Source organism: Actinosynnema sp. CA-299493, from assembly GCF_050946825.1.
GTDB lineage: Bacteria > Actinomycetota > Actinomycetes > Mycobacteriales > Pseudonocardiaceae > Actinosynnema.
Genome location: NZ_CP191993.1, coordinates 6,425,962 through 6,452,441, shown reverse-complemented (window position 1 = coordinate 6,452,441; position 26,480 = coordinate 6,425,962). Strand labels below are relative to the sequence as shown.

Sequence of the window (26,480 nt, the reverse complement as noted above, 5' to 3'; positions counted from 1 at the left end):
GGACAGCCGACGAGCGCGACGGGCGGACGTCCCTGTCCGGTGGTGGTTCCGGTGGCTGATCGACGGCAGCCTGCATCCAGGGCAGCATCACGTGTCCTTCGTGGAAGCCGCGCAACGCGCGGAGATGGACGTGCGGTGATGATCAGGCGGAGTCGGCCTTGACGTGGTCGTCGGCGGGGGACTCGTGGCCGACTGCGGCGCGGGGGACGTCGTCGCCGGATCCCAGATCGACGTAGGTGGCATCGGCCTCGTCGGTCGGGTCGGTCGTTGCGGCGTAGGCGGCGAGTTCGGCCGGGTCGCTGGTGACCAGGTAGTGCTCGGTCGGGGAGGCGATGGCGTGGAACGCCACCCGCTGCGTGCCGGCCGACAGCAGGCCCTGCCCGCGGTCGGCCGAGAGCAGGAACCCCCTTTCCCCGGCCGAGAGGTCGAACGTCCGGGTGATCTCGTCGATGGCCTGCGTCGCCTGCCGCAGCAGGATCTGGGTCGCCGCGTTGGCCACGACGGCCTTGCCCAGATCGCTGCCCAACACGTCGGCCGTGTCCTGCGTCGCGACCGTCAACCCGGCCCAGTGCTTGCGGGAGGCCTTGGCCATGCGGAACAGGAAGTCGGCGCCGGAGGGTTGCTTCATCAGCAGCCACGCCTCGTCCACCACGACCAGCCGCGGGCGGCGGATGGCCGGGTTGGACACCCGTCGCCATACCGCGTCCAGGGTGAGCAGCGTGCCGATGCCCTTGAGCTCATCGGGTAGGTCGCGCAGGCTGAACACGACGAGGTGGCCTTCGGGGTTGACGCTGCTGGGACCGTCGAAGAGTTGCTTGAACGCGCCCTCCACGTAGGGGTGCAACCGTGCCGCCAGCTCGCCGGCGGCCGGGTCACCGGCCTGACCCGCGACCGCGAGCTGGTCGCGCAGGATGCGCAGGGTGGGGGAGGGGCGGGTCCAGGTGCGGGCGTCGGCGGTGATCCCGACGCTCTGGTAGGTCGCCGCGATCGCCCGGTCCAACGCCGCCCGCTCGGCCGCGGCGGGTTCGCCGCCGACGAGCACGGCGATGACGGTGTGCAGGAACAGGCTGCGCCGTACGAGCGCGTCCTTGGGTGCGGTGCGGCGGCCGTCGGCGCGGGTGTGGACGGGCAGGTCGAACGGGTTCAACCGGACACCGTGCGCGCCGAGGTGGACGTAGGTGCCGCCCACCGCGGCGGCCAGGCGGGCGTACTCGTCCTCGGGGTCGACCACGGCGATCTCGATGCCCCGATAGAGGCTGCGCAGGAGCTCGAGTTTGACCAGGTAGGACTTGCCCGCCCCGCTCCGGCCGAGGATCACCGAGTTGTGGTTGTGCATGGCTTCGCCGAACCGGTCCCAGTGCACCAGTCCTTGGGAGCCGATGTTGTAGCCGTAGAGCACCCCTGACGGGGCGGCGACCGAGGTGGGGTCGGGGGCGGGCAGGTCGGGGCTGGTGAACGGGAACGCGGCCGCCAACGCCGAGGTGTCGAAGGTGCGGCGCATGCCGATCAGGTCCAGGCCCATCGGCAGGGTCGACACCCAGCCCTGCAACGACCGGTAGGTGGTGTGCTTGGCGTCGAACAGCAACGACGCGCACAGCGACCGCAGCGCCGCCACCTCGTCCGCCAACCCCTGCTCCGTGCCGGCGTGGACGGTCAGGTACAGCCCGACCCGGAACAGTTTCCCTTCGCCGCGCGCGACACGGGAGGACAGGTCGTAGGCGTCCTCGGTGGCGGCCTCGACCAGTGGGTCGAACAGGCGTCCGTGCTCGGCGGTGTGGCGGCGCCCGGCCTCCAACTTCGCCAACTGCTTGGTCAACCGGGACGCGGCGGTGACCGGGTCGATCGGCTCCACGTGCACCGACACGTCCAACCGGCCGGGGTAGGTCAACAACGGTGAGAGCCAGCCGGGGTGCACCTCCCGCGGGAACCCGACCACGGCGAACGAGGAGACCCAGTCGCCGCCGACCTCCAGATGCCGCGCACCGACCGACAGGGCATCAGGGGTGAACGCGGCGGCGCCGGGCGACGCCGCCGGGGCGGCTCGGCGGCGGTCTACGCGGGAGCCCATCAGGACCGCCCCCTCTCATCCTGGTAGTCGTCGTCCTGGAAGTCCGGGTCGTCGAAGTCCTCGTAGGGCCCGGACACACGGCCGGCACCCTGGGGGAAACCGTCGGCGGTGTCGGGTCCGGCCGCGTCCGGGTGGGGCGTGGGCGTGGTGATGACCTCGTCCACGCCGGCCAGGCGGGCGGACGGCGGCAGCAGGCTGTCGGGGTTGCACGCCGAGGCCAGCACCGCCGTGGCCTGCCCGGCGTCCAGAGGGGTGACCACGATCCCGGCCGGGGACAGCAATTCGATCGCCTCGCCCAGGCGGCGTACCAACCTCGACTCCGCCGCCCACCGCGCCCCACCGTCGACCTGACCGGCCGCGTGCTTCCTCCGGCGTGCGCGGGCCATCGCGCCGAGCATCGCGAGCGGGCCCGGACCGCCGAGGCCGTCGGTCGGGGCGGCGACACCGTAGGGCTCGCGCAGCACCAGCAGCACCTGGCGGCGCAGCAGCTGCGACTGAGCGTCGAGCTGGACCAGGTAGTCGGCGTGCTCCAACGCGGCGGCCTCCAGCGCCGGGTGCGGCAGCCCACCCGCGTGCTCGCGCAGCTGCGCGATCTGCCCGGACAGGTCCAGGCGTTCGGTGCGCACGAGCACCTGCACCGGGGCGGTCAGGGAGTGCAGGTAGCGGCCGAACCCGGCGACGAGCGCCTCCTGCTCGTTCGGTGTGCGCAGGGCGAAGTTCACCGTGCTCGCGACCGCGACCACCGCCAGGCCGTCGCCGCCCAGGTCGACCACGCCGGTGTCGGTGACCGCCTCGGCGGGCAGCCGCAACGCCGACGGCGACACCCCCTCGGACCGTGGCGCCCGCCGCCCGCCACGCGGATGACCGCCTGCCGTTTCGCCCGCGGCGGCGGTGAGCCAGGCCGGGGCCGGGCGCACGCCCTCCGGCGCGGCGACACGCTGCCGCGGGGCCAGCCGCTGCCGGATCGCGGCGAGCACCAGCTTGTCCATCGCGACGCCGTCACGACGGCCCAGCGCGAGCATCGCCGAGGCCGCGCCGACAGGGACGGCGAACACGGCGAACACCGGCGTCGGCAGCAGCGTGCGCGTGGCCGCCCAGAGCAGATAGAGCACCGCTCCAGCGGCGGCGAGGACAGCCAGCTGACGCGCGGTCAGCGGCCCCAGCACACGGTCGTGCATGTCGACGTCGGCCGGGATCCGCACCGCATAGGACCCGCCCGCCCTGCTCTCCTGCGAGTTCACGACCGCTCACCATCCGATCGAGTGGGCCGCACCGGCGCGACACCACGGGCACGAGGAACCGACGGCGGTGGTGGCGTGTCTGGAGGACGCGGTGGTTGGAACAGCACCGGCGCCGGCGTGTGGGTCCTGGCCCGCCGGCCGTGCGCACCGGTCTGCGGTGACACCGGCCGGAACACCGGCACCTCGGCCCGCGTGGCCGCCCGGACCGGGCGCACGGGAGCGTCTCCGGTGGCCGGCCGGAACCGCAGCTCCGGCGGCACCGACGCCGTGCGCGACGGAGGCAGCGGCGTGGACCGGGACGACCCACGCGGTGCCGCCGTGCCGAACACCGGCGGTGCCGTGGTGCCGACCGGATAGGGCAGGGGACTCGACGACGAATCTTCTTCGGACGCGCCGGCGGTCCGGAACTCGGGCACGGTGGTGCTGCCCGCGGGGTTCCACGCGGCGAGGTCGTGCGTCGGCGTCTGAGGCGCGGGCTGCAGGAACCGCAAGTGCTGCTGCCCGGACACCGTGCGCCGCCGCGCGGACTCCTGCGCCCGTTGGGCGCGCAGGCGGCGTCCGACCGCCTCCGGGGTCCCCGGGCCGCCGATGCCGCCCCACTCCCGGATCGGCGGCGGCCACGGCGGCTCGCGGCGCGCCGCGCCACCCGTACCGGGACCCGGACCGCCCGACCGCGATGCAGCAGCGCTGCCGATACCGCGTCCGCCGAGCACTCCCATCGTCTTGCCGACCACGAACGCGCGCGCCAGTCCGCCGACGAACGAGCGTCGTCCGCCGCCGATCTGGACCTGCCGCATCACCCAGCCGGGGATCTTCACCAAGACCCACACCAGGGAGATCAGCACGAGCAGGTTGATCAACCCGTCCGCTGTCGGGGCGCCGAAGAAGTGGAAACCACCGGGCTCCAGGAACACCTTCAGCGCGCAGATCAGCGTGAGACTCTGCCCGACCTGGATGCCCAGCACGCCGGCCCCGGCACGCCAGAACCAGTACGCCAGCCCTTCGGTCTGGGGCAGGCCGTGGCACATCAGCGGCAGCGGCGCCCCGGCCAGCAGGATCACCGTGAGCGCGACCCGCACGATGTAGCCGACCAGCAGTCCGACCAGCAGGACGGTGAGCACCACCGACAGCGCCCCGGCGAACAACCCGCCTGTCACGAGTGAGTTGGCCACCAGGCTGACGAACAGCTCGGTGACCGCCTTCCCGGAGGTCTGCGGGTCCAGCCCGTCACCGAGCACGGCCATGGTCGCGGCGTTGGCCAAACGGATGGCATGGTCGCCGACGAACAGGCTGAGGTTGGCGGCCAGGAACCCGACCACGACACGCGGCGCGATGTCGCGAAGCGAGTAGCGGGCCTGCACCGTCTCGTGCCCCATCAGCAGCAGCCCGGCCAGCATCACCAGCAGCGAGTAGACCGCCACCACGAACAGCCGCGACTGCTCCCAGATCTCCCCGACCCGGGGCAGGTCGGCCAGTGTCGGGGTGGACAGCAGGCTGCTGCCGACCCAGCCCAGCAGGACGTTGAGCGACTCGCCGACCAGCAGGTGCAGGAACCCGGCGATGCCCTCCCCGACGCACGCACCCGGATTGAGGATCCCGCACTCCGGGCCCTCGGGACGTGCCGGTGGGGTGCCCGTCGGGGTCGTAGACGGTCGGGACGAGGTCGTCGTCGGGCGCGGTAGACATCCGGGCGGAACGGGTTGGCCGGGCTGTGGGGTGAGGCAGGGATTCGACGGTGCCGTGGTCGACGGCACCGCTGTCGGCGAGCTCGTCGACGACGGTGGGCACGGCACCGCGTGTGGTCCCGGACCGGCACACGGATCGGACGGTTGAGCGGGAGGTGTCGGTGTCGTCGGCTGCGCGGACGCCGACAGCACCAGGGTGCAGCCCAGCACCGCGACCACACCGGCCAACAACACCCACACCGTGCGTCGTCGACGCCCGATCGTCTGCTGTGCAAGGCCGCCGCTATCACCCGGCGACACCGGGGCCGCGACGATGATGGGGGACTCGTCGCACGGGGGCTGCCGGTGCCGGCACACGGTGGGTGTGGTGGTGGCCATGGCTAGGCGCCCACGATGCCCTTGAGCACCGAGACGACCAGCGGGGCGAGCGCGGCCAACCCGTAGCCGATCCCGGCGGACTTGAACGCGGTCTTCGCCTTCTCCTGCTCGCCGGGATCGCCGCCGCCGAACACCCGCCGCACACCACCGACGGTCAGGAACACCGTCGCCAGTCCGGCCAGGATGCCCATCAACCAATTGCGGATGTTGGTCAGGACCTCGTCGACGCTGCCAGCGACCGCGAGCACCGCGGTGTCCGCATGAGCCGACGACACGGGCAGGACGACGACGAGCCCGACCACCAGTTCCGCCGCCGCCACGAGCCGCCGGGCGACGGTGGTGCGCCACCGCGTCGGAGCGGCACACCTCGGAGGTGTGGCCGGTGTGCCGGCAGTCGATCGCGACGCACCGGACCGGTCTGGCCGAGTCGTCGCGGACCGACGGGCGACAGGTTTGTGGCCCGGCCGGTGGCCGTTGTTCCGGCGATCGGACGGGCGGTTGGCCGGTGGACGTGTCAGGCGCATCGGGGTTCCTCCGGAGTCGTGCTCGACGTCCGCGTGGTTCCGGTCGGACGGTCGGGCGAGGTGATGTGCGCGGGAGCGACCGCTCGTCTCCCGCAGCCCTCGACTCCGGAATCCGGGGCGTTTTTCAACACGCTTCGCCGGACTTCTTTCGCCGACCCGCCACCACGAGCGGTCACCATGCGTGACTGTCGGGGTATGGTTGTCGACGGGGACGTGGCTTCGCGGACGGCGGCGGTGATCGTGACCGCGCTGACCGCCCGGATCTCCACATCGCGTTCACGTCGGTCGCCGGGGTCGTCGTACGGGGCCTGCTCGGCGAGCCAGGCCACCAGCCTGCGCTCCGCCCGGCGGCGGACCTGCTCGATCGCCTTGTAGCTCACGCCCCGGTCCACGGCGGCCTGGCGCAGCGTGTACTCCGGCTCCAGGCGGGTGGAGCCGATCAGCTCGGCCTGCGCCCCGGTCATCACGCCCTCGGCCACCGCGCGGGCGAGCACGAAATCCTCATGCCCCCACGGCCGGGCCGGCTCGCCGGAGTGGAAGTCCTCCTCCGACGGAGTCGGGCTCTCCAACGCGTCGCGGATGAACAGGTGTCCCGCGCGCAACGCCGCGCACCGCAGCCGCCACATCACCCACGGCCTGTCCAGGTCCGCACGGGCCAACTCGGACAGGAACCCGGTCAGCACCGCCGCATGGATGTCGTGGTGCTCGTCGGCGAACGGCCCGCACAGCTCGGCCGCGATGGCGAACAACGCCGGCAGCGCGACCCCGACACAGCCCACCGTCGCCGCGCCGCCCTCGTCGCGTGAGCGCGTGACCAGATGCACCCAGACCGGATCCACCGTCGACATCGGCAGCGCGTGATCCAGCAGCAGCTCCCGCAGCTCGTCCAGCGGCACCCGCCGCCGCGGCAGACCAGGGAACCGCCGACCCTCGACCGAGAGCGGATCCGGGCCGGTGACCAGCCACTCGAATGCCGTCCTCGCCGCATCCAACGGCAGACAATCGCGCCCTAGAGGAACACAGTTCAACAGGTGACGTTTCGCCATGGCGAGACTCCTTGTGTGATCGACCAACAACGACCACACAAGGAAGCCAGGTCACGTCCACGGCAATGCCACGAAACCGCATCCGAAAAGCCACCGAACCGCCACCGGGTACCTCGAAAGGTCATGCCGAGCCACTGTCAAGATCACCTGGCGTGCCTTCCCGTGACTTCTCGGCCGGTGCCCAAGATCATCCGATGTCCAGCGGAAACCGCGCTCAACCAGGCGGAACAGGAGATCGGTGGCAATCTGGTGGCGTTCCGGTGGCGAGGGTCGCGAGCTCAAGCCGCACCGTGGTGTCATGCGTTTTCTTCCGAGACGCGAGCAATCGAGCCGCTCCGGCGACTTCTTCCGACTGTGCTCTCCGGCCCTCGGCACGGGCGTACATAAGGACCCTCTGCGTGTGATCACTCATGAGCGCCGGAGGGGGCCTCAAGAAATCCGGGTACAGGTTGTTGAAAAACAGTCCGGATTTCGGAGTCGAGGGTGTACGAGCGCGCCGCGTTCGCCCCGCATCCCGACTTCTCTGCGAGGAATCCATGACCCAGCCCGACCACCCCGCACGTCGCGGCCCGACGCGCCGCGACGACACCACCCGCCCAGCGGGCATCAGTTCGCGCCGCCACCTGGACGGGAACCGCCGCCCTTACCCGACCGCCCCGACCACCACCAGGGTCAGCCCCGCCAAACCCGGCTCCGAACGCACCCGGTCGCGGTCACGTGACGCGGCCGCGACGCCGACACCGGCGACGGTGTGGACGGCCGGCCCGGCTCCGATCGACCTCGACACCACCTGGCCCACACCGATCATCGGCAAGATCGTCCGCGCGTTCAGCAAGCCCGGCGGACAGGTCGTGCTGCTGCCCTGGCCGACCCCAGGCGACACCTCCCCGCGCACGCCGGCAGGCGATGACAGGACGGTCGACAACACGCCACCGACCGACCCCGACGGCGTGTTGGCCGACGCGCTCGCCGCCGTCGAAGGCCTCCGCCGGACAGGCCGTGTGGTGCGCGTGACGGCGGATCCCACCACCATCGGTCCGGCGTCGCGACCGTTCTGGGACGACCTCGTCGGCAACCCCGATGCGCCACGCTCGACCGTCTCGGCATCGTCGCGTTCCGACATCGGCGACCGTGTGCCCGACGACCCCGACGTCCCGCCGGCGGCCACGGACCTGATCATCACAAGCCTGCGTCCCCAGCACGGCGGAGACCACGCCGGCGACCTCGTGGCACTGGTCGCGGCACGGCTGCTACGGGTCGGCGGGATCCTCGCCGTGCTCACGCACTGCGACTGGACGAGCGGTGAGCTGACCGATCCGACCGGAGCAGTGGTGGCCGCGGCGCAGAACGCCGACCTGCTCTACCTCCAGCACATCGTCGCCCTGCACGCGCCGGTGCGCGCCGGCCGGTTCGGCTCCGAAGCGCTCACCGGACTCGACAGTCCGACGGCCGAGGACGACACGCGCGCCCGACACCGCGCGGCCGTGCGCGGGCTGCCCACGCCGCATCGCCGAATCCACTCGGACCTACTCGTGTTCGGACAGCAGCACGACTACGAACCACCCCGCCAGGCCGCGGGCACCGCAGTGGTCGACCCCGGAGTCATCCGATGACCAGCGTCCCGATCCCGAACCCCGCGCAGGCCCCGACCACTCGTCAGGAAGGTACACCCGTGGCCGACGACGACGTCCTCCGCACCGCCTCCGACACACGCGTCTACCCGACCCGGACCCGCATTGCGGGCGCGGCCGACGGGCCCACCCGGCGAGTCCCGCGCGCCGCCGTCGACCGCGTCGACACCACGCCGAACCGCTCCGCCGAGGACGCCGTGGAGGAGTCTCCGGTGTCGGTGTGGACGACCGCGCAGACCTCACCGGGCGCGCAGCGCAAAGGCCGCTACACGGCCGAGTCGACCGCTCATCCGGCCAAGATGCTCCCCGCCGTCGCCGCCTACGCGATCGGCCACTACACCGCGCCCGGAGACCTGGTGCTCGACCCGATGTGCGGCATCGGCACCACCCTCGTCGAGGCCCTGCACGCCGGACGCCGCGCCGTCGGGGTCGAGTACGAACCCCACTGGATCGAGGTCTCCCGCGCCAACCTCGCCCTCGCCCACCACACCGGCGTCACCCACGAGGGCCGGGTGTTCCACGGCGACGCCCGCCGCATCACCTCACTGCTACCACCGGAATACCTCGGGCAGGCCGCACTGGTGGTCACCTCGCCGCCGTACGGGCCCTCCACCCACGGACAGGTCTCGGCGATACCCGGCGTCGGAGTGCAGAAGTACCACCACCTCTACGGCAACACCCTCGACCGCGGCAACCTCGCCAACATCGGCCACCACCGCCTGCTCGCCGGATTCACCCGCATCCTCACCGGACTCACCACCTTCCTGCGCCCCGGCGGACACATCGCCATCACCATCCGCCCCTGGCGCGAACACGCCGAACTCATCGACCTGCCCTCCCAGATCCTCGCCTGCGGACGCGCCGCCGGACTCATCCCCGTCGAACGCTGCGTCGCCCTGCTCGCACGCGCGGCCGAACACGACCTCGTACCCAGGGGCTCGTTCTTCCAACGCGACTTCATCCGCAAACAACGCGAAGCCGGGCTACCCCTGCACCTGATCGCACACGAGGACGTACTGATCCTCAGGACGCCCCTGAATGGCACAGGTTCGCCCTCAGCGGGCGTGACGGCTCTCCCCGAATCCAGAGCATCGGTCACCGGAGGAACGCAGGACACCGCGAACCCGAATACGGACCTGAGCACGCCGGAGAGTCGGGCGGCATGACCGGCCGACCACATCGGTCGCCACGCGAGCGAAAGGCTCCCACGCTCGCGATCGCCCCGACCCCGACGGTGGCACCGGGACAGAGGCACCCGGAGCCACCGGCCGCCGAGCCCGGCCCCGCCATAGGGTCGCTGTGCACCGGCTACGGCGGGCTCGACCTCGGCGTGCTGACCGCGCTCGGCGGCGGCCGGATCGCCTGGGTCGCCGACCCCGACTCGCACATCACGCAGATCCTCGCCGCCCGGATGCCGGGCATCCCGAACCTCGGCGACCTGCGGCACATCGACTGGGCAGCGGTCGAACCCGTCGACGTCGTGGTGGCGGGCTGGCCCTGCCAGGACGTCTCCGCCGCCGGCAAGCGCGCGGGCATCGAGAAAGGGCACCGCAGTGGCCTCTGGACCGACATCGTGGCAGGCCTTCGCGTACTACGACCAACGCACGTCGTGCTGGAGAACGTCGCCGCGCTTCGCTGGAAAGGCGGAGGACTCCACCGTGTACTCGGCGACCTGGCCGAAGCGGGGTACGACGCGGCATGGCGTAGCGTCCGCGCCGCCGACATCGGAGCCCCGCACCGCCGTGAACGCGTGTTCCTGCTCGCCTGGCGACGTGACCTCGGCACCGCCGTCCACCCCGACCGCCTTCGACGCCCAGAGTCGCACGCACCGCATCCACACCGGCGTCCACCCACTACCGGATCGGGTACGGCTGCTGCCCACACCCAGGGCCTCGGACACCGGGACGACCGGCCGCAAAGCCGGGCGGGGATTCCGGCCACCGCTGTCCCAGCAGGTACTGCCACTGGCGGACCGACAGCCCCTGCTGCCGACACCGCGCGCCACGGACGGGACGAAAGGCTGCCCGGCGCAGCGCGGCTCGAAAGGCGACCTGATGCTGCCCTCGGCGGTCATCCGCCTGATCACCCCGACAACCGACGACGACACCGAGGACCACTCGCAACCGTTCCCGACGTAACCCTCCCCGTATCGGCTCACACGGCGGCGGCGCACTGGGACGCCTACGAGGCGGCGATCCGCCGCTGGGAAACCGTGCTCGGCCGCCCGACACCGCACCCGACGCAACCGGGCAACCACGGCCGCCCCGTACTCGCACCCACCTTCGTCGAGCACCTCATGGGCCTACCCCGCGGGTGGGTCACCGACCTCCCACTGCCCCGCACCGCCCAACTGCGGGCACTGGGCAACGGAGTGATTCCCCACCAGGCCGCCCACGCGGTATCACTGCTGCTCGACGACCTCGCCGAACTACTAGGGCGTGTCCGCCGGGTCATGATCGGGGTTTGTCTGGGGCGGCTCGGATCCAGTCGATGGTCTCGACGATGTCGTTGGTGGCCTGCCAGTGCAGGGCGAGCTTGTCGTAGCGGGTCGCGAGGGCGCGGAACTGCTTGCGGCGGTTGAATCCCCGTTCGACCTGGTTGCGCCGCTTGTAGGCATCGGCATCGAAGGACGGGGGCCGTCCACCGGCCGATCCCTTGCGCAGCCGGTTGGCGACTTGATCCCGCCGCTGGGGAATCACCGCCTTGATCTTCCGGCGCCGCAGCGAGGCCCGGTTCGCCCTGCTGCCGTAGGCCTTGTCCGCGGTCAGCGAGTCCGGACGCTTGCGCGGCCGGCCCGCGCCACCGGGCCGGGGCACGGAGATGCCCTCCAACAGCGCCTCCAACCGCTTCGTGTCCGCGGCCTGGCCGGGAGTGACATGGGTCGACAGTGAGCGGCCCCGGCCGTCCGCGATAGTGTGGATCTTGGACGTGAGCCCGCCCCGGGACCGGCCCAGCCCTTGGGCTGCCCGCGATTCCTCCGGACTCAGCCCCCTTTTCGGGCACCGGCCGCGTGCTGGTGGGCGCGCACGATCGTGGAGTCGGCCTGCGCGTCCCAGTCGATGTCGCCCCCGGCCTCGGCACGACCCTGGACCTGCCGCTTCAGCCGCGCCCACGTCCCGTCGACCGCCCACCGGCGATAACGCTCGTAACAGGTCTTCCACGGCCCGTACCGCTCCGGCAGATCCCGCCACGGCGCGCCCGTCCGCATCCGCCACAGGATCCCGTCGACCACCCGCCGACGGTCACCCCACCGGCCACCCCGCCCAGGCCTCGGACCGGGAAGCAACGGCTCCAGGACCGCCCACTCCGCATCCGTCAGATCACCACGCGCCACAACACAATTTGATCAAACCCCACGATCAACGTTCCGGCGGACACGCCCTAGACACCGACCACCAACCCGCGACAAGCCGAAACGCTGGCGCGGCATAAACACCACAACCGCCAACAGCGACAGACCCGCAAACCAAGATCGCTTAGCTTGTCTTTTTAGGTCCCGGTCGGTGATGTGCACCCCGGTTGATCATGGAAGCAGCCCTTGGTTGATCATCACTCTTGCGACAGAAGGATGATCGACCAAAGGGCTGCGTGATCAGTGTGCACCATCTCGACTCCGGGCCGGCGCTCGGGGCGTTGTCCGGGTTCCGGCGAGAGTTCCACCGTTGCCTGACCCGCCGGGCGGACGGGTTGTTCGAGCTGACCGACGCCGTGCTGTGCACCGACGGGCCGGTACGGACCCTGGTGGGGTTGTCGCTGGCACCGGAGCACCGGCGCGGGCACGGCGGCCTCTACGACGCGGTCAACAACGGCCGCATCGAGGTCGACCGGTTGCGTGACGCGCTGGCCGGGATGCCGTTACCGCGGGCGGCAGACGGCCGCCTGGTGCTCGCGGTCGACGTCTCACCGTGGCTGCGGCCGGACGGCGCGACCTGTCCGGACCGCGCGTTCTGCCACGTCTACGGGCGCGGCAAGGGCGAGCACCGCATGATCCCGGGATGGCCGTACTCGTTCGTGGCCGCGCTGGAAACCGGCGGCACCTCGTGGACCGCGCTGCTGGACGCGGTCCGCCTTGCGCCCGGCGCCGACCTCGCCGCGGTCACTGTCGCCCAGCTGCGCGGCGTGGTCCAACGACTCATCGCCGCCGGCCAGTGGAAGCAGGGCGATCCGGAGATCCTGGTGGTGCTCGACGCCGGCTACGACGCCCCCCGCATCGCCTACCTGCTGGCCGATCTGCCGGTGCTGGTGCTGGGGCGGATGCGGTCGGACCGGGTGCTGCGCCGCCCGACCCCACCCCGGGTCCACAACCCGCTGGGCGGACGCTTTCCCAAGCACGGCGGCGAGTTCGTCTTCGGCGACCCGACCACCTGGGGCACTGAACACGTGACCACCAGCACCGACACCCGCCTCTACGGCACCGCCACCGCACAGGCATGGAACCGGCTGCACCCACGCCTGACCCGCCAGGCCGCCTGGATCGACCACACCGCGCCACTGCCGATCATCGAGGGCACCGTCATCCGCCTGACGGTGCAGCGACTGCCCTCCGGCGGGGTGAACAAACCCGTCTGGCTATGGTGCTCCGGCATCGACGCCGACCCCGCGCAGGTCGACCGGTGGTGGCAGATGTTCCTGCGGCGCTTCGACATCGAGCACACCTTCCGCATGCTCAAGCAGACCCTCGGCTGGACCAGACCCCGACTGCGCGACCCCGAGGCCGACAGGTGGACCTGGCTGATCCTCGCCGCCCACACCCAACTCCGCCTGGCCCGTCCGCTGGTCGCCGACCTACGCCACCCCTGGGAACGCCCCGCCGAACCCGCCAAACTCACCCCAGCCCGCGTCCGGCGCGGGTTCCGCAACCTCCACACGAAGATCGCCCGCCCAGCAGCAGCACCCAAACCTGTCCGGCCCGGCCCAGGGCGACCGGCCGGATCGAAGAACCGTGTCATCGCGCAACGCTTCGACGTCGGCCTACTCCTGGCCACCGGCCAGGCACACACCCGACCGGCCCACCACAAGAAGGGCACCAAACCCCGCCGAACAGGTTAAAAGACAAGCTTAGTAGCTGTTTCCGAGCTTGGGCTGGTGGAGGGCCTTTGGTGCGGACACAAGGAACTCCTGGTAGATCGGACGGTGTCTATGCGCCGTTCCACCAGGAGTTCCGTTGTTATCGTGCCCGATCCCCGCGGGCGGTTCCACCGCGGGTACTCCCTGCTGTCGTCTGGCCGCGTCCCACCAGCCCACCCGACGACGGACGGGTCGTTATCCCACCGACGTCACCGACGCCCAGTGGGCCGAGCTGGATCCGCTGTTGCCCGATCCGGCGTGCCTGGCCGGTCGGGGCGGGCGGTGGGAGAAGCACTGCCGACGGGTCATCGTGGACGCCATCCTGTACGTGGTCGACAATGGCATCAAGTGGCGGGCCCTGCCCGCGGACTTCCCTCCGTGGCAGACGGTCTATAAGCGTTTCGCCGCGTGGGAGAAGGCGGGTGCGTCGCAGCGGCTGCTCGACGCGTTGCGTGACCGGGTCCGCCTGGCCGAGGGCCGGGTGGCGGCGCCGTCGGCGGCGGTGATGGACTCGCAGTCGGTGCGCGCAGCGGAGACCGTGAGCCGGGCCACGCGGGGTTGGGACGGTGGGAAGAAGGTCCAAGGCCGCAAGCGGCACATCGTCGTGGACACCCTGGGTTTGCTGGTGGCCGTGTTGGTCACGCCCGCCTCGACGCAGGACCGGGTCGCCGCCCGCAGCCTGCTGCGCCGCCTGCGCGACACCGCCGGGAAACGGGCCGCACTGGTGTGGGCCGACGGCGGCTACACCGGCCCGCTCCTCGACTGGGCCCGCAAGACCCTCGGCCTGATGGTGGAGATCGTCCAACGTCCGCAGGTGCCGTATTTCACCGTGCTGCCGAGGAGATGGGTGGTCGAGCGAAGCCTTGCCTGGATTACCGGACACCGCCGCTGCGCCCGCGACTACGAACGCCTACCCCACCACCACGAGGCCATGGTCCGCTGGTCCATGATCCGCATCACCAGCCGTCGACTCGCCCAACGCCCGTAGCTCGGAAACGGCTACTTACATCTGCCGGCCCACAGCACGATCAACTCCGTCGCGCGACGAGGCCTACCTGTATTCGGGATGAGAGCAGCCCTCGGCACGGGGTCACGGTCGGGGAAACGAATCACCGCACGCCGAGGGCCGACAGCGAGACACCCTATCTCCGGCCCCACCCCCATGCCACGACGGCACGTCGCCAAAGACAGCGGCACCCGAGGCGATCAACCCTCGCCCCGCGCCCCGGCCTCCGCTTCACCATCGGGTGGAATCTCATTCGCCGTCAGGCGGTCACAGGACACCGCTACTACTTCTGGACCCATTAGGTCCGGTCACGGCGAAGGGACACGATGAAGGCGTATCGACGAGTGCTGGCGGCGATCGCGTTGGTCTGCATCGCGCTCGCGACAGCAGCCGGGCAGGCCGCAGCGGAAACCGACACGGCGCGCACCGAGGCGGTGCCACTGCGCGAAGCGATCACCCGCCTGGTCGTGGCCGATGAGATACGTGACGGCTACGACCGCGCCAAGTTCCGCCACTGGATCGACGCCGACCGCGACGGCTGCTCCACCCGCGCTGAAGTCCTGCTGCAGGAGGCGACCACCGCCCCGCAGGTCGCACCGCCCTGCACCCTGTCAGAAGGTCGGTGGTACTCCTACTATGACGACACCCAGGTCGACGGCCCTCAAGGGTTGGACATCGACCACATGGTGCCGTTGGCCGAGGCGTGGGACAGCGGCGCCTTCGACTGGACCGCACAGCGCCGCCAGTCCTACGCCAACGACCTGGACGAACCCGTCGCCCTGGTAGCGGTGACCGCACGCTCCAATCGCAGCAAAGCCGACCGGGACCCTGCCACCTGGCTGCCACTGCACACACCTGCGGTGTGCCGCTACGTCGCCGAATGGGTCACGGTGAAGCTGCGCTGGGGCTTGACCGTCGACACGATCGAACACGACGCACTGATCACAACAGCGGCGCAGTGCCCGAACGATCCCATCACCGTCCGACCCGCGTAACCACACGCCACCCGGCCGGACGGTGAACCGGGATCCACGTGCCGGTGGCGTGACCGCCACTGTTCGGCAGCAGCGGCATCGCCGGATCCAGGATGACCGTGAAGAAGGCCCGATCAAGCCGCAGCGGGCCGCAATCACGAGGCGACGCTGTGAGCCGTCTACGAAGCGGCCGAATCGGGTCGTAGTGCACGCGTGCTGGTGCCTTCGGCCCAGGGCTGGACGGGAGCGAGAAGGAAACCAATCGGTAGAGTAGTGCACTCTATTTCTTCAGTGCAGACTAAATCTCCTGTTTTATGCAACCGAGTCGATGTGCCGGAGCTCGGATGGCGACGAACAGCGGTATGCGCCACTCTCTCGGACGTGGATAACGATCTATATGCCGGTGCCGGCCGTGCCGAGGCTGACTACTTCGCCCACGCTGCGGGCCTGGGGGTTACGTCGGAGTGGGCCGACATGACGCTGCGGCAGGCGGTGTTCGACGCGGGGCGGGAAGGGCGTGGCGACCCCTACGACCTTGCCCGTTTGCGCCTCGTAGCGGAGGCCCAAGCCGACGAGTGAGGGGACTGCCGCGCCTTCTGCGCTCCCACCCGAGGTCTATCTGCCATTCGACTCGGCCGAGGTGCAGACGACGCGTCCGGATCGACACCGGCATGCCACGGACCAGGCTTGCCTGAGCGCTCCGGCCACCATGGTCGGTCAGGCCTGATCGGCTTCTTCGCCGCCGATCAGGCCTCTGCCTTCGTACTAGGCTCACCCATCCGGGTTGTGCGGTATGGGAGGTCTGGGTGCGGGCGTGGTTAGCGCGGGCGGGCAAGGCGGGGGAGCGTGAGCGGTGGGCGTTGACCACCGGTCACACCGGTGGCGGGTTCGGTGATGTGGCCGACCTAAGCGGTGCTTCCACCCGTGAGGCGGTGCTCGAGGCGGTGCTGGCCGCCGTGCCCGAGGCGAAAGAGCAGGCTGCCAGGAACTTCACCGCCCAGCTGTGGGCGCTGCGGGAGCGGATCGGTGTCGGCGACCTGGTCGTCATGCCGTTGAAGTCCTCCCCGCACGTCGCCATCGGCCGCATCGGCGACCGGTACCGCTACCTGGACGCCGAGCCCGATCCTGAACGTCGGCACGTGCGGCCTGTGCAGTGGCTGGTGACCGATCTGCCGCGCACGGCGATCAAACAGGACTTGCTGTACTCCCTCGGCGCCTTCTCCACGATCTGCGAGGTGTCCCGCAACGACGCCGCCTGGCGGATCGAGCGATTGCTCACCGACGGCCGTGACCCCGGTGCGCGTCCCCCCAGGGCGTCGGACAAGTCCAGCAGGACGAATACCGGCTCCGACGGGGATACGGTCGACGATGCCGCCGACTCCGCGCAGTTCGGCGTGGACATCGGGCAATACGCCACCGACCGGATCGCCGGCCGCCTCATCGAGACCTTCGCCGGACACCGCCTCGCCGAACTCACCGCCGCGCTGCTGGAAGCGGACGGGTTCACCTGTGAGGTCTCCCCGGAAGGCAACGACCAGGGCGTCGACATCATCGCGGGCACCGGAACGCTCGGCCTGGGCGAGCCCAGGCTCGTGGTGCAGGTCAAGTCCGAGGCCGGACGGGTCGGTCTGCCGGTGGTGCAGCAGCTGCAGGGCGCGATGTCCGCCCACGGCGCGATCGGCCTGCTCGTCGCCTGGGGCGACATCACCGACCACGCCCGCCGGTACCTGTCCACCCAGCGCTTCGCCATCAAAGTCTGGAACTCCAAAGATCTCCTGGACCGCGTGTTCCGGCACTACGCCGCGCTGCCGCCGAACCTGCGGGCGGACCTCCCGCTCAAGCAGGTGTGGACCCTGGTGGAGGAGACCGGCTGACGACACCCCACCAACCGCCCGTGCAGGTACACGCGGGAAAGGACGACTCTTGAACACCGACCTGTTCGACGACGCGACGATCGCTGGAAGCATGCGTCTGGTCGACCTGCTGTCCGGTCTCGCCCGCGCACGCCCGGTCTTCCACAGCGAAGCCGACCTGCAACACGCCCTGGCCTGGCAGGCGCACCTGCTCCACCCCCACGTGCAGGTCCGGCTGGAGATCCGGCCTGACCCGGCGGTGCGTGAGCGGTTGGACCTGCTGCTGTACCGCCCCGACCTCGGCCGGTCCACCGCCATCGAGGTCAAGTACTGGAAGAAGCGCTGGAGCGGGACCGTCGCGGGCGAGCGGTTCGACCTGCCCAACCAGGGCGCCCACGACATCCGCCGCTACGACTTCCTCAAGGACATCTCCCGCGTGGAGCGCTTCGTCGCCGCCAGGGCCGGCTGTGACGGCCTGGTACTGCTGTGGAGCAACGATGACCTGGACTGGCGGCCACCGACCACCTTCCGCGCCACCGCCGCCGACGCCTTCCGAATCCACGAAGACGCCACCCTCAGCGGCGAACGGGCCTGGTCGGCACAGGCCGGTGCCGGAACGACCAAAGGGCGCGAACAGCCCATCACCCTGACCGGCCACTACCGGATGGTCTGGCGCGACTTCTCCATGCTCGACCACACCGTCGGCGGTCGGATGCGACTACTTGCAGTGAAGATCGAGGAACCTGCCAAAGGCGACAAGCAACCTCGTGGCTGACTGTGATTCCACGATGCCATAGAGGTCAAAGGCTCGTCCACGACGGCCTGAGCTGCGACGATGGCCTCCAAGGGTAGGCAGGTCTATGCCGGATCAGGTGTCGAATCGGTCCCATCGGTCGGGCCATTGCTCGACCTGACCGGCGCTCACGTCGGGTGGGGTGATGTAGAAGCGCGGCGTGGGTTCGGAGAGGTCGACGAAGACCAACGAGTGGGCGTCGGTGGCATCCTGGCCGGTACCGCGGCGCATCGGCCGGGCCGCGGCGGTGCGCCGGGCGAAGACCCGGGCACGATGCCCGTTGATGATCAGTAGCCACCTGCGTCCGTCCTCGTGCAACGCGATCGGATGGCGGGTGCGTCGGGCAGCCTCGCCTGCGGCGAAGTAGCAGGCCGCCTCGTTGAGCCTGTCGGTGTTCAGATCCTCGAAGTCCACCCGCTCATCCTGGACCGCCACCGCGAGTTGATCCAGCAGCTCGGCGGTCCCGGCGCACCCTGGCGTGCCGGGAACCGCGACAGATTGTCGACCTGCAGTCCGATATGGCATACCTATTTGCCGGTGCTGCGCTATCAACGAGGCATGATCGATCGAACCTCGGGCGTCTTACCCCGTCGGGCGTTGGTGTGGAGCGCTGTTGTCAGCGTCGGTGTCGCGGTGCTTCTGACCGCGGTGCTGTGGGCCGTCGCGACCGCGGGGTTGGCCGGCCGTGATCTGAGTGCCGCGCGGCTGGATGCCGTCAAGATCGGGTTGAGTGTCGCCGCCGCGTGCGGTGGGGCGGTCGCGCTGTATCTGGCGTGGCGTCGGCAACGGTCTACGGAGCAGGTCGCCTCCGATACCCGTCACGACAATGAGCAGCGTCGGGTGACCGACCTGTACACCAAGGCGTCCGAGATGCTCGGGTCGGACAAGGCGGCTGTTCGGATGGCCGCGCTCTACGCTTTGGAACGCCTCGCCCAGGACCATCCGGATCAGCGCCGCCCGGTGGTCAGCGTGTTGTGCTCCTACCTGCGCATGCCCTACCTCGACCCCGACGAACGACTTACCTCGCAGCAACTGGAAGCGGGCGCCGAACCGATCGTGGAGCAGGACCGCCGGGAACGTCGACAGGAGGTCGAGGTCCGCTACGCCGTCCAGGGTCTTCTCCGTGCGCATGTCCACCGCCCACCGGCGGTCGAAGGTCAGCCCATACCGGACTATTGGGGCGACGACCTGGACGTCTACCTCGGTAACGCCACACTGATCACCGCCAACTTCGTGGGTTGCCGCATCCATCCCAACACCCGGATGGCCGGCGTGACGATCATCGGCCGGGCCTCGTTCGCCGATGCGGTGTTCACCGGCCCCACCTGGTTACGTGACGCGACCTTCCACGGCGACGTCACCTTCGACCGCGCCACGTTCCGCTACCAGGCCAACCTCCGCTCGGCCACCTTCCACGGCAACGTGTCCTTCGTCGACGTCACCACACCCGAGGGCATCGACCTTGGCGACGCCGCCGCACGTACCGACAAGACGGCCACGTGGCCACCGGAATGGCACCAGGACTTGCCCGACGGAGGGGACAGCTGGACCCAACTGCTCCGGGAGCAAGTCTGAATGTGGCTACCCGAGCCCTTGTCCCTGCACACGCTTCTCACCTGCATGGATGAGGTTATCGGCATACACAGGGTCGGCCTGTCGGGCCACCCAGCCGTGGTAGGTGGAGGAGGCGACGCCGAGGACCCGGAGGACGAACTCGACCCCGAAGCGGTCGCGAAGCTGTTCGACGAGCTTCACGACCGTCGCCGGGTCGGGTCGAGTTCCGCCACGAAAAACGCGGACGCGGTTTTCAGGATCTCGTTGGCGTGCTTGGGTTCCGCGTTCTCCCGTCGCAGCCAGCGCAGCTCGTCGGACTCGGTCGCGGTGGGCCGGTCGCCACGTTCGCCGCGGTCGGCCTCGTCCCGCCGGATCCAGTTCCGCAACGCCTCGTGGTGCACGCCCAGCTGCTCGGCCAGGCGCCGGATCACCGGCTTGGGGTCCGACTCCCGGTACAACCGGACAGCCCGAGCCCGCAACTCGTCGGGGTACTTCTTCGGTAGTGCCACGGACGACTCCCTTCAGGCCCTTCGGACCATGTCTGGAAAGTGACTCCGAGCTACCGGGGGAACCTCATCAACGACCTCAGGGGAATCCCCAGGCACTGCGAAACCGCGAGATGCTGTCGATGGCAGGTTTCGGGGTGACGGCGAGCGTCCGGCGGGCGACAGCGATCGCTTCGAGCGGGTGGGTGGGGTCGCGGGTGGCTTGCTGGAGGCGCAGGGCGACGGCGTCTGTGTCGAAGAAGTCCAGCACCGTCCTGGCCAGCAGCACGAATCCGGCCAGTTCACGGGCCAACGTGACCGGTGCGGCGGCTGCCGCGTCATGGTCGTGGGTATCGGCCCAGGCCTGCAGCGCACGATGACGGTCGAGCCACGACTCGGGATCGCCAATGCCATAAGCCTTCTCGATCTCGGCTAACAGGTCCATACGGTGCTTGTCTGTGGGGTCGCGCAGAAGTTCGTGGCAGATGGCGTCGACGCGCGCGCCGACCTCACGTCGGCAGATGGCTGGGATGACTGCGGCGAGTTCGACGTTGCCGTCGACGTCGCGGTGGTCGAGTAACTGACCCGTGCCGCGAACCAGGTCCCGGGCGAGACCACCGGACCACACGTGACAGAACGCGATGAACGGCTCGGTCCACTGCGGAAGCAGCCGGTAGAGGACGTCACGGGACGCCGCCAGGTCCAGGTGTCGCAGCGTGATCACGTCATCGAAGGTGCTGTCGAAGACATCGCGGAAGGGCACGCCCCGCCGCTCGAACCCGGCCGCGGCATCGTCGGAGACCGACACCAGGAAGACGCACTGCCGTTCCCGGAAGATGCCCTTGATGTCGTTGAGGAACTCCTCCGCCTTCGCCGCCGACCGCAGCTTGTCGAGCTCGTCAATCCCGACGATCAGCGGCCACTGCTCCGAGATCGTGGTGATGAGCCCGATTAGATCCTCGACCAGGTCGGGCAGGCCCTTCGGTCGTTCGGTCAACGTCGCGCCCGCCTTGTCCGCGCGGTCCAGACCCAACGGAACGGCGCCGTTGGCTAGCTTCACCGTCATCGTGCGCTCCGTGGTGAAGCTCTGCTGGTAACGGATGTCACGGAAGTGGTTGTCGGCCGTGGCGACAACCTTGTCCACGGGCACCGGGTGCTCCGCGCGCCGCCGGGCCAACTGCTTGCGCAACGCGAACACCGTCAGTGGCACCACTAGCAGCCCGAGAGCCCACATTACCTGGGACGCGGCCGGTCCCCACGCCCCGTTGCCTAGGAAGAGGACCAGGCCGCCGCTGAACGTCGCGGCGGCGGTCCACGCGGCCACCCGCGACCACGACCGTAGCGACCCCGCAGCAGAGAACCCCGAAGCGCCGAGGACACCCGACACCACCAGGGAGAGCAACAACAGTCCAGCCCCCAAGTCGGCGAACTCCCGCGCGGGCTGGGCGACGCGCCGCAGGACGGCCAACGTAAGCAGACCCAGGCCGCCGACGGCCGCGGCCACAGCGAGCATGTCCGTCGCCAGCGGCATGTCCCTGTTCGGCGGGAGCTTCGGCAACGCCTTCGCCGGTTCGGTCGCGCCGGTGATCATCTTGCACAGCTCGGCGTGCAGGTACAGCACAAATTCGCGCGCGTCGTACTCCACCGGTGCCGACACCATGACACCGCGGCGCGCGCCGGTCGGCCCGCCGTCGGCGGTGAAGTGCCGCAGGAACGTGGTCTTCCCGACCCCTCGAGGGCCCGCGACCCCGATGCTGCCGCCCCGCCGGTCCCTGATCATCGCCTCGATCCGCGCGACGGCGTCGGTGCTTACGGGGATCGGGCTGGGGTTGGGTCTGCCCGTCAGCCCGACTACCGGTGCCGCGTGCATGGTGGTCGAGTAGTCCTTGCCACGAGCGTTGTTGAGCGTCATGAACAACGTCGCCCGCAAGTGGCGTGCGATCGCTGTCACCGCCGCTTCGCGCTGTGCCCGCCACTCCTGTTCGATACCGACGAACTGCTCGGTATCCCGTGCCGCGACCAGCAGCGCTCGCAGAGAGGGCCGCACCTCCCACTCGTCGATCGGCAGTGCGAGCTGCTCTGCAGGCAGTGCGTCTCCGGCCGCGTCGGACAGGATCGAGTGCAGTTTGCGAGCCGACGCGCGGATACGCCGTAACGGTCCTGTGGCACTGATCGACGCGAGCGCCCGCCCAGATGTCAGGATTGTCTCGATCTCCTCGGCCGCGACCTCCGAGACGAGGTCGACTGTGGCGGGGTCGGCCAGCACCGCCTGCTTGGCTGCGGTTAAAAGCTCGTCCGTCGAGACCTTGAACGGCCCGTTCTGCATCTGCTGCCGGTTGCGGACCCACTCGTACGACATCGTCGCCAGAGTGCGGAGCGCTAGGCTGGTTACGAGGTAGTCTGCGAACACACTTGGTAATCGGCTCACGTGGATGGTTCGCTACAGGCCGAGCAGACAGGACCTTAACCTCACCCGCGCGGCCGAGTACAACGTTTCGTCACGCATTCTGCGGTCGGCGTGGACGTGTGCGGCCGGTGCCGCTGCAGGCCACGGCGTCGGCGAGGAAGTTCCTGGCCACGACCGCGTTCTCCGGCGGCGGTAGCGCGGCCTGGAACCGACCGGTCAACGTGCACGAGGTCGTCACCGGGACCGGTTGTGTACGCCGAACGGCTTCGAGTGCAGGGGCCGGCGCACTTCGACACCCTGGAGACGGCGCGGCGGCTGCTCGACGCCGGCCTCCGCGAACCCCAATCCGCCGGGAACGATAAGGTCGTGACGCGGGCCGACCTGGCGATCGAAGTCCTGGAATTGGCTGTCGCCTTCGTGGGTGAGGCATCGGCGCATGGTCTGGACGACCCGAGGGCGTTGCGGGCGAACGTCGTGCTGGCACACGCACTTGGGGCGGCCGCAGAGGGCACCGGAGATCAGTTCGAAGCCGCTGTTGCGATCGCGGAGGATGCACGTGACGGTCTGGGCGAGGCGGCCGCGCGTACGCTGTGCCTGCCGAAAACGTCGTCCGTGCAGGTCAGGAGGCGTGTTAGTACTCGTTGAGGATTCCGCCCAGCCGCTGTCGTTGGCGGATGTCGAGGTGGGTGAGCGCTGCTTGGTCGGTGATGGGTGGCGGTAGGGCGCGTAGTGGATGCCTTGGTGGGGTCGGTGGGTGTTGTAGAAGTGCTCGTACTCGCGTAGGGCGTGGAGTAGGTGCTGTTGGTTCCAGATGAGGGTGCGGTCGAGGAGTTCGTGGCGGCAGCTGTGGACCCAGCGTTCCATGATCGCGTTCATGTGGGGGATGCGGACTCCGCTGAGGACGACCTGGATGCCTGCGTCGGTGAGGACGGCGTCGAACAGAGCTGGGAACTTCCTGTCCGGTCGCGGATCAGGGAGCGCACGTGTCGGCCCTCGTCTTCGAGGTCCATGGCGAGGTTCCTGGCGGCTTGGGTGACCCAGGATCCGGTGGCTGGCGTGCTCGATCACCGCGAGCACGTACAGGCGGGTGCCGCTCAACGTGGAGGTCTCGAAGAAGTCGCAGGCCAGCAGGGCGTCGGCCTGCGAGTGGAGGAAGGCCGACCACGTCGTCGTGGTGCGTTCGGGTGCCGGGTCGATTCCGGCGTCCTTGATCGTGAGCTGGTGGCGTAGCGCCAGGATCTCCGTGTCTTTGTCCCGGTCGCTCATGGGCAGCAGGCGCAGCAGCGCGAACGTGTTGGTCATGCCCAGGTAGGCCAGTCGAAGCAGCACAGCCGCCATCATGCCGCGCCCGTCGCCGCGCCCGTGGAACACGAGCACCCTCATCGGCCATCCCGAGACCTTGCCCCGACCGTGCTCTCACCTGCATGGACGGGATTATCGGCAGGCACAAGGCCAGTCGGAGCAGCACAGCCGGTCATCATGCCGTGCTGGCCGATGGCACGGCGGATGGCAGCCGTGCCGATGAGCGTTTTGAGGTCTTGGTCTCCGTACAACCTCTACCTGCGCGGATGAGATTATCGGCAGGCACAACGTGCTGCCCGTATGCCTATTTCCGCGTCGATGCTGGCACGATCGTCAACAGGACCGCCGAGGTATCGGCCTGGCCATGGTCCCAACGCGGCGACATTCTCGCTCTACCAGCGACGATGACTTTTCGAACGGCACAGGTCAGCTCAGCGCGGAGTCGTTCCGAAGCATCGCGCTCTTGGCTCAATTCCCAAACCAGTCGCCCGGATTCGATCCGCAACGTAGCTAGTACGTCTTGAAGGAACCAGACGAACTTCGTGATTTCGCGGTCGGCTGCCATGCTCTCGACGAGCTTTCGCTTGACATCTGCAAACTCTTCAAGGAGAGCCAAAACATGATCATGAACACTCCGGTCGCCGATGAAGACCGGTCCGCTAATGACGTTCGCCTGGATGCTCAGCCCGTTTACCGTCCCGGACAAGTCGTTGCGCCGACTGGCACCGCTATCGTCCTCGCCCAGCGTCATGTGTGACCGTTCAGTTGCTACTCCGGGTGTTGAGGCCGCGAGAGCCGTAGCCGCCTACTCTAGGGGTGCCCTCAGGCCTCGCGACGTCGACGCCCTCGGTCACTACTCGGTGCTCGCGTAGCAGTCGTGGCAGGTGCCGTGTCAACGCGGCGAGCACTGCGCGATCGGCCAACTCCAGCTGCGGACGGGGAGTGGTCCGGCGCAGTACCGCGACCTCGTGTCGTAGCACCAGCAGTTCGACGTCCTTGGTCGCAGAGGGCCGGCCGAGGAGCGCCAGCCGATCACCGAGTCGGACGAAGATCGGGTACGGCAGTCGGAACGCCACACCTCACGATCATGCTCTGTCAGCCGAGGGGGCAGGATCGCTGCAGCTCAGCGTCCCAGTGCAGAGTTCTGGCACCCACAGGTACGCGGTACCTGCACTCGTCGACGACCGGGTGCGGCTCGCTGCGCAAGCAACTTGATGGGGCCGACATCTACGCGGTGTACTACGGGACCTTCGCCACCCAGGACGACGCGTGCGCGCAGCGCGCCGCCGTCGGCGGGGACGCCTACGTGAAACGGCTCGACCACACGACTCCGCCGTCTCAGCTGCTCACCTGCTGAGCGCGGCGGCTCTCGCAGGCTCGCGACGTACTTATACGTTTCCACCTGCATGAATGAGGTTTTCGGCAGGCACAACCTCACACGACCTCGATCGCATTGATCAATCTACAGACAAGTGATCACTTTCTACCCAATACGTGACACCTCTTAGCGGGATGGATCTTGGCTAATTCGTGCGCGTAGACGAAGTACCGCTCTGGTATGCAACTGGGCGGCCCGCGACTCGGTGACACCGAGAACCCTGCCGATTTCAGCGAGTGTCAAATTCTCGAAATAGTAAAGAGTGACGACAACACGGTCACGTTCGGCGAGTTCGGCGATAGCGTTGGCGAGTTGGTATCGGCTATCTTGGTCGATCATGTTCGCGCCAGGGTCTTCCGCACCGTCGTCGGGCAGTGACTCGGCGAGGGAGGAGCCGCTCCTGTTGGAGAAAATAAGCTGGTCGAGTGCGACGATGCTAGTGAGCTGTAGCTGGCTGTAGAGCTGGCGCAGTTCATTAAGGCCGATCTTAAGCTCTGCGGCGAGCTCACGGTCGGTCGGTGTGCGCTGCAATGTGGCGCTGAGGTGTTCCAGAGCACGCTCGATGTCGCGGGCGCGGCTATGTACCGAGCTTGGTACCCAGTCTTGGGAGCGGAGGTCGTCGAGGATCGCGCCGCGGATACGCTGCATGGCGTACGTCTCGAACTTGAGGCCGCGCTCAGGTTCGAATTTCTCGATCGCGTCGACCAGGCCGAAGATCCCACCCTGGATGAGGTCCGCGATGTCGATGTGAGCGGGTAGGCCGGTACCGACGCGGCCAGCGACGTACTTAACCAACGGCGCGTAGTGCAACAGCAATTGGTCGCGCTGGCTCTGGGCGCGGGACTCATTATAGCGGCGCCACAACTCGATGATGTCGCCAGGATCAAGCTGCGCGGGTGGTATATGTTTGTCGGCTGCCGTGCGCGCCGTTGTAGCAATGGTCCTGTCGATCGGCTCACTTCCTTGCTGTAAATTCGGCTCAATTGCCGGACGGACTGCGGAACGCTGTGAAGGCACTGCGGTATCAGTGTCATATGCGCTCCGAGTCATCGGAGAGACGAGGCGTGCAAGCGCTATATCGCTGATAA

23 protein-coding genes and 1 pseudogene are annotated in these 26,480 nt (G+C 69.0%); 12 read left to right on the top strand and 12 right to left on the bottom strand.

Annotated features, from left to right (window positions below; all coding sequences use genetic code 11):
- Positions 1–142: 142 nt before the first annotated feature.
- From ACQPYE_RS26810 to ACQPYE_RS26790, 5 genes are all read right to left on the bottom strand, one after another.
- Positions 143–2,068 carry a VirB4 family type IV secretion system protein gene (locus tag ACQPYE_RS26810; RefSeq protein WP_498715275.1) on the bottom strand — a complete coding sequence of 642 codons (1,926 nt, stop codon included), beginning with the start codon at positions 2,066–2,068 and terminating at the stop codon, positions 143–145.
- Positions 2,068–3,246, bottom strand: a complete 1,179-nt coding sequence (locus ACQPYE_RS26805) for a PrgI family protein (RefSeq protein WP_498722995.1) — start codon at positions 3,244–3,246, stop codon at positions 2,068–2,070. The genes ACQPYE_RS26810 and ACQPYE_RS26805 overlap by 1 nt, the downstream gene beginning before the upstream one ends.
- A 59-nt stretch (positions 3,247–3,305) precedes the next feature.
- Entirely contained in the window at positions 3,306–5,063 is a 1,758-nt protein-coding gene (locus ACQPYE_RS26800) for a TrbL/VirB6 family protein (RefSeq protein ID WP_498715271.1), read from the bottom strand.
- 311 nt (positions 5,064–5,374) lie between these two features.
- Positions 5,375–5,692, bottom strand: a complete 318-nt coding sequence (locus tag ACQPYE_RS26795; RefSeq protein ID WP_498715269.1) for a pilin — start codon at positions 5,690–5,692, stop codon at positions 5,375–5,377.
- A 194-nt stretch (positions 5,693–5,886) separates the two neighbouring features.
- Positions 5,887–6,888, bottom strand: coding sequence for a hypothetical protein (locus ACQPYE_RS26790; RefSeq protein WP_498715267.1), 1,002 nt, complete (start codon positions 6,886–6,888; stop codon positions 5,887–5,889).
- A 464-nt stretch (positions 6,889–7,352) separates the two neighbouring features.
- On the opposite strand from ACQPYE_RS26790, the gene ACQPYE_RS26785 reads away from it, so the two are divergent.
- From ACQPYE_RS26785 to ACQPYE_RS26770, 4 genes and pseudogenes are all read left to right on the top strand, one after another.
- Positions 7,353–8,555, top strand: coding sequence for a hypothetical protein (locus ACQPYE_RS26785; RefSeq protein WP_498715265.1), 1,203 nt, complete (start codon positions 7,353–7,355; stop codon positions 8,553–8,555).
- Positions 8,552–9,739 (top strand): TRM11 family SAM-dependent methyltransferase, encoded by a 1,188-nt coding sequence (locus ACQPYE_RS26780; protein ID WP_498715264.1) that lies wholly within the window; start codon positions 8,552–8,554, stop codon positions 9,737–9,739. The genes ACQPYE_RS26785 and ACQPYE_RS26780 overlap by 4 nt, the downstream gene beginning before the upstream one ends.
- Positions 9,736–10,317, top strand: a pseudogene (locus ACQPYE_RS26775) (DNA cytosine methyltransferase); the annotation flags it as partial. The gene ACQPYE_RS26780 and the pseudogene ACQPYE_RS26775, both read left to right, overlap by 4 nt.
- A gap of 28 nt (positions 10,318–10,345) precedes the next feature.
- Entirely contained in the window at positions 10,346–10,711 is a 366-nt protein-coding gene (locus ACQPYE_RS26770) for a hypothetical protein (RefSeq protein WP_498723100.1), read from the top strand.
- A gap of 312 nt (positions 10,712–11,023) precedes the next feature.
- Here the strand turns inward: ACQPYE_RS26770 and ACQPYE_RS26765 are convergent.
- Positions 11,024–11,907 (bottom strand): IS5 family transposase gene (locus tag ACQPYE_RS26765; protein ID WP_498715262.1). Its coding sequence is split into 2 segments (ribosomal slippage): positions 11,024–11,557 and positions 11,560–11,907, totalling 882 coding nucleotides; the frame shifts between segments, so codons are not numbered across the junction.
- 254 nt (positions 11,908–12,161) lie between these two features.
- On the opposite strand from ACQPYE_RS26765, the gene ACQPYE_RS26760 reads away from it, so the two are divergent.
- The 6 genes from ACQPYE_RS26760 to ACQPYE_RS26735 all read left to right on the top strand — a co-directional run bounded on the left by ACQPYE_RS26760 (position 12,162) and on the right by ACQPYE_RS26735 (position 18,248).
- Positions 12,162–13,622 carry an NF041680 family putative transposase gene (locus ACQPYE_RS26760; RefSeq protein ID WP_498715260.1) on the top strand — a complete coding sequence of 487 codons (1,461 nt, stop codon included), beginning with the start codon at positions 12,162–12,164 and terminating at the stop codon, positions 13,620–13,622.
- Between the two features lie 115 nt (positions 13,623–13,737).
- On the top strand, positions 13,738–14,628 hold the full coding sequence (locus ACQPYE_RS26755; RefSeq protein ID WP_498715214.1) for an IS5 family transposase: 891 nt from the start codon (positions 13,738–13,740) through the stop codon (positions 14,626–14,628).
- 344 nt (positions 14,629–14,972) lie between these two features.
- A complete protein-coding gene (locus ACQPYE_RS26750) occupies positions 14,973–15,641 on the top strand; it encodes an HNH endonuclease family protein (protein WP_498715258.1) in 669 nt (222 codons plus the stop codon).
- Between the two features lie 360 nt (positions 15,642–16,001).
- Positions 16,002–16,199, top strand: coding sequence for a hypothetical protein (locus ACQPYE_RS26745; protein WP_498715256.1), 198 nt, complete (start codon positions 16,002–16,004; stop codon positions 16,197–16,199).
- Positions 16,200–16,426: 227 nt separating this feature from the next.
- The gene (locus ACQPYE_RS26740; RefSeq protein ID WP_498715255.1) at positions 16,427–17,494 is read left to right on the top strand and encodes a restriction endonuclease; all 1,068 of its coding nucleotides are present in this window, start codon (positions 16,427–16,429) and stop codon (positions 17,492–17,494) included.
- 49 nt (positions 17,495–17,543) lie between these two features.
- Positions 17,544–18,248, top strand: a complete 705-nt coding sequence (locus ACQPYE_RS26735) for a hypothetical protein (protein ID WP_498715253.1) — start codon at positions 17,544–17,546, stop codon at positions 18,246–18,248.
- A gap of 93 nt (positions 18,249–18,341) precedes the next feature.
- On the opposite strand, the gene ACQPYE_RS26730 is transcribed toward ACQPYE_RS26735, so the two are convergent.
- Positions 18,342–18,680 carry a hypothetical protein gene (locus ACQPYE_RS26730; RefSeq protein WP_498715251.1) on the bottom strand — a complete coding sequence of 113 codons (339 nt, stop codon included), beginning with the start codon at positions 18,678–18,680 and terminating at the stop codon, positions 18,342–18,344.
- A gap of 123 nt (positions 18,681–18,803) precedes the next feature.
- Between ACQPYE_RS26730 and ACQPYE_RS26725 the strand changes: the two genes are divergently transcribed.
- Positions 18,804–19,841 (top strand): pentapeptide repeat-containing protein, encoded by a 1,038-nt coding sequence (locus ACQPYE_RS26725; RefSeq protein WP_498722994.1) that lies wholly within the window; start codon positions 18,804–18,806, stop codon positions 19,839–19,841.
- A gap of 176 nt (positions 19,842–20,017) precedes the next feature.
- Here the strand turns inward: ACQPYE_RS26725 and ACQPYE_RS26720 are convergent, their stop codons facing one another.
- The 4 genes from ACQPYE_RS26720 to ACQPYE_RS26705 form a co-directional block, all read right to left on the bottom strand.
- Positions 20,018–20,329, bottom strand: coding sequence for a transposase (locus ACQPYE_RS26720; RefSeq protein WP_498715250.1), 312 nt, complete (start codon positions 20,327–20,329; stop codon positions 20,018–20,020).
- Between the two features lie 76 nt (positions 20,330–20,405).
- Positions 20,406–22,664, bottom strand: a complete 2,259-nt coding sequence (locus ACQPYE_RS26715; RefSeq protein WP_498715249.1) for a hypothetical protein — start codon at positions 22,662–22,664, stop codon at positions 20,406–20,408.
- Between the two features lie 282 nt (positions 22,665–22,946).
- A complete protein-coding gene (locus ACQPYE_RS26710; RefSeq protein ID WP_498715248.1) occupies positions 22,947–24,095 on the bottom strand; it encodes an integrase core domain-containing protein in 1,149 nt (382 codons plus the stop codon).
- Between the two features lie 223 nt (positions 24,096–24,318).
- Complete coding sequence (locus ACQPYE_RS26705; RefSeq protein WP_498715246.1) at positions 24,319–24,765, bottom strand: hypothetical protein; 447 nt, start codon at positions 24,763–24,765, stop codon at positions 24,319–24,321.
- A gap of 483 nt (positions 24,766–25,248) precedes the next feature.
- Between ACQPYE_RS26705 and ACQPYE_RS26700 the strand changes: the two genes are divergently transcribed.
- Positions 25,249–25,371 (top strand): hypothetical protein, encoded by a 123-nt coding sequence (locus tag ACQPYE_RS26700; protein ID WP_498715244.1) that lies wholly within the window; start codon positions 25,249–25,251, stop codon positions 25,369–25,371.
- 147 nt (positions 25,372–25,518) lie between these two features.
- On the opposite strand, the gene ACQPYE_RS26695 is transcribed toward ACQPYE_RS26700, so the two are convergent.
- Positions 25,519–26,442 carry a FliA/WhiG family RNA polymerase sigma factor gene (locus ACQPYE_RS26695; protein WP_498722993.1) on the bottom strand — a complete coding sequence of 308 codons (924 nt, stop codon included), beginning with the start codon at positions 26,440–26,442 and terminating at the stop codon, positions 25,519–25,521.
- Positions 26,443–26,480: the final 38 nt, after the last annotated feature.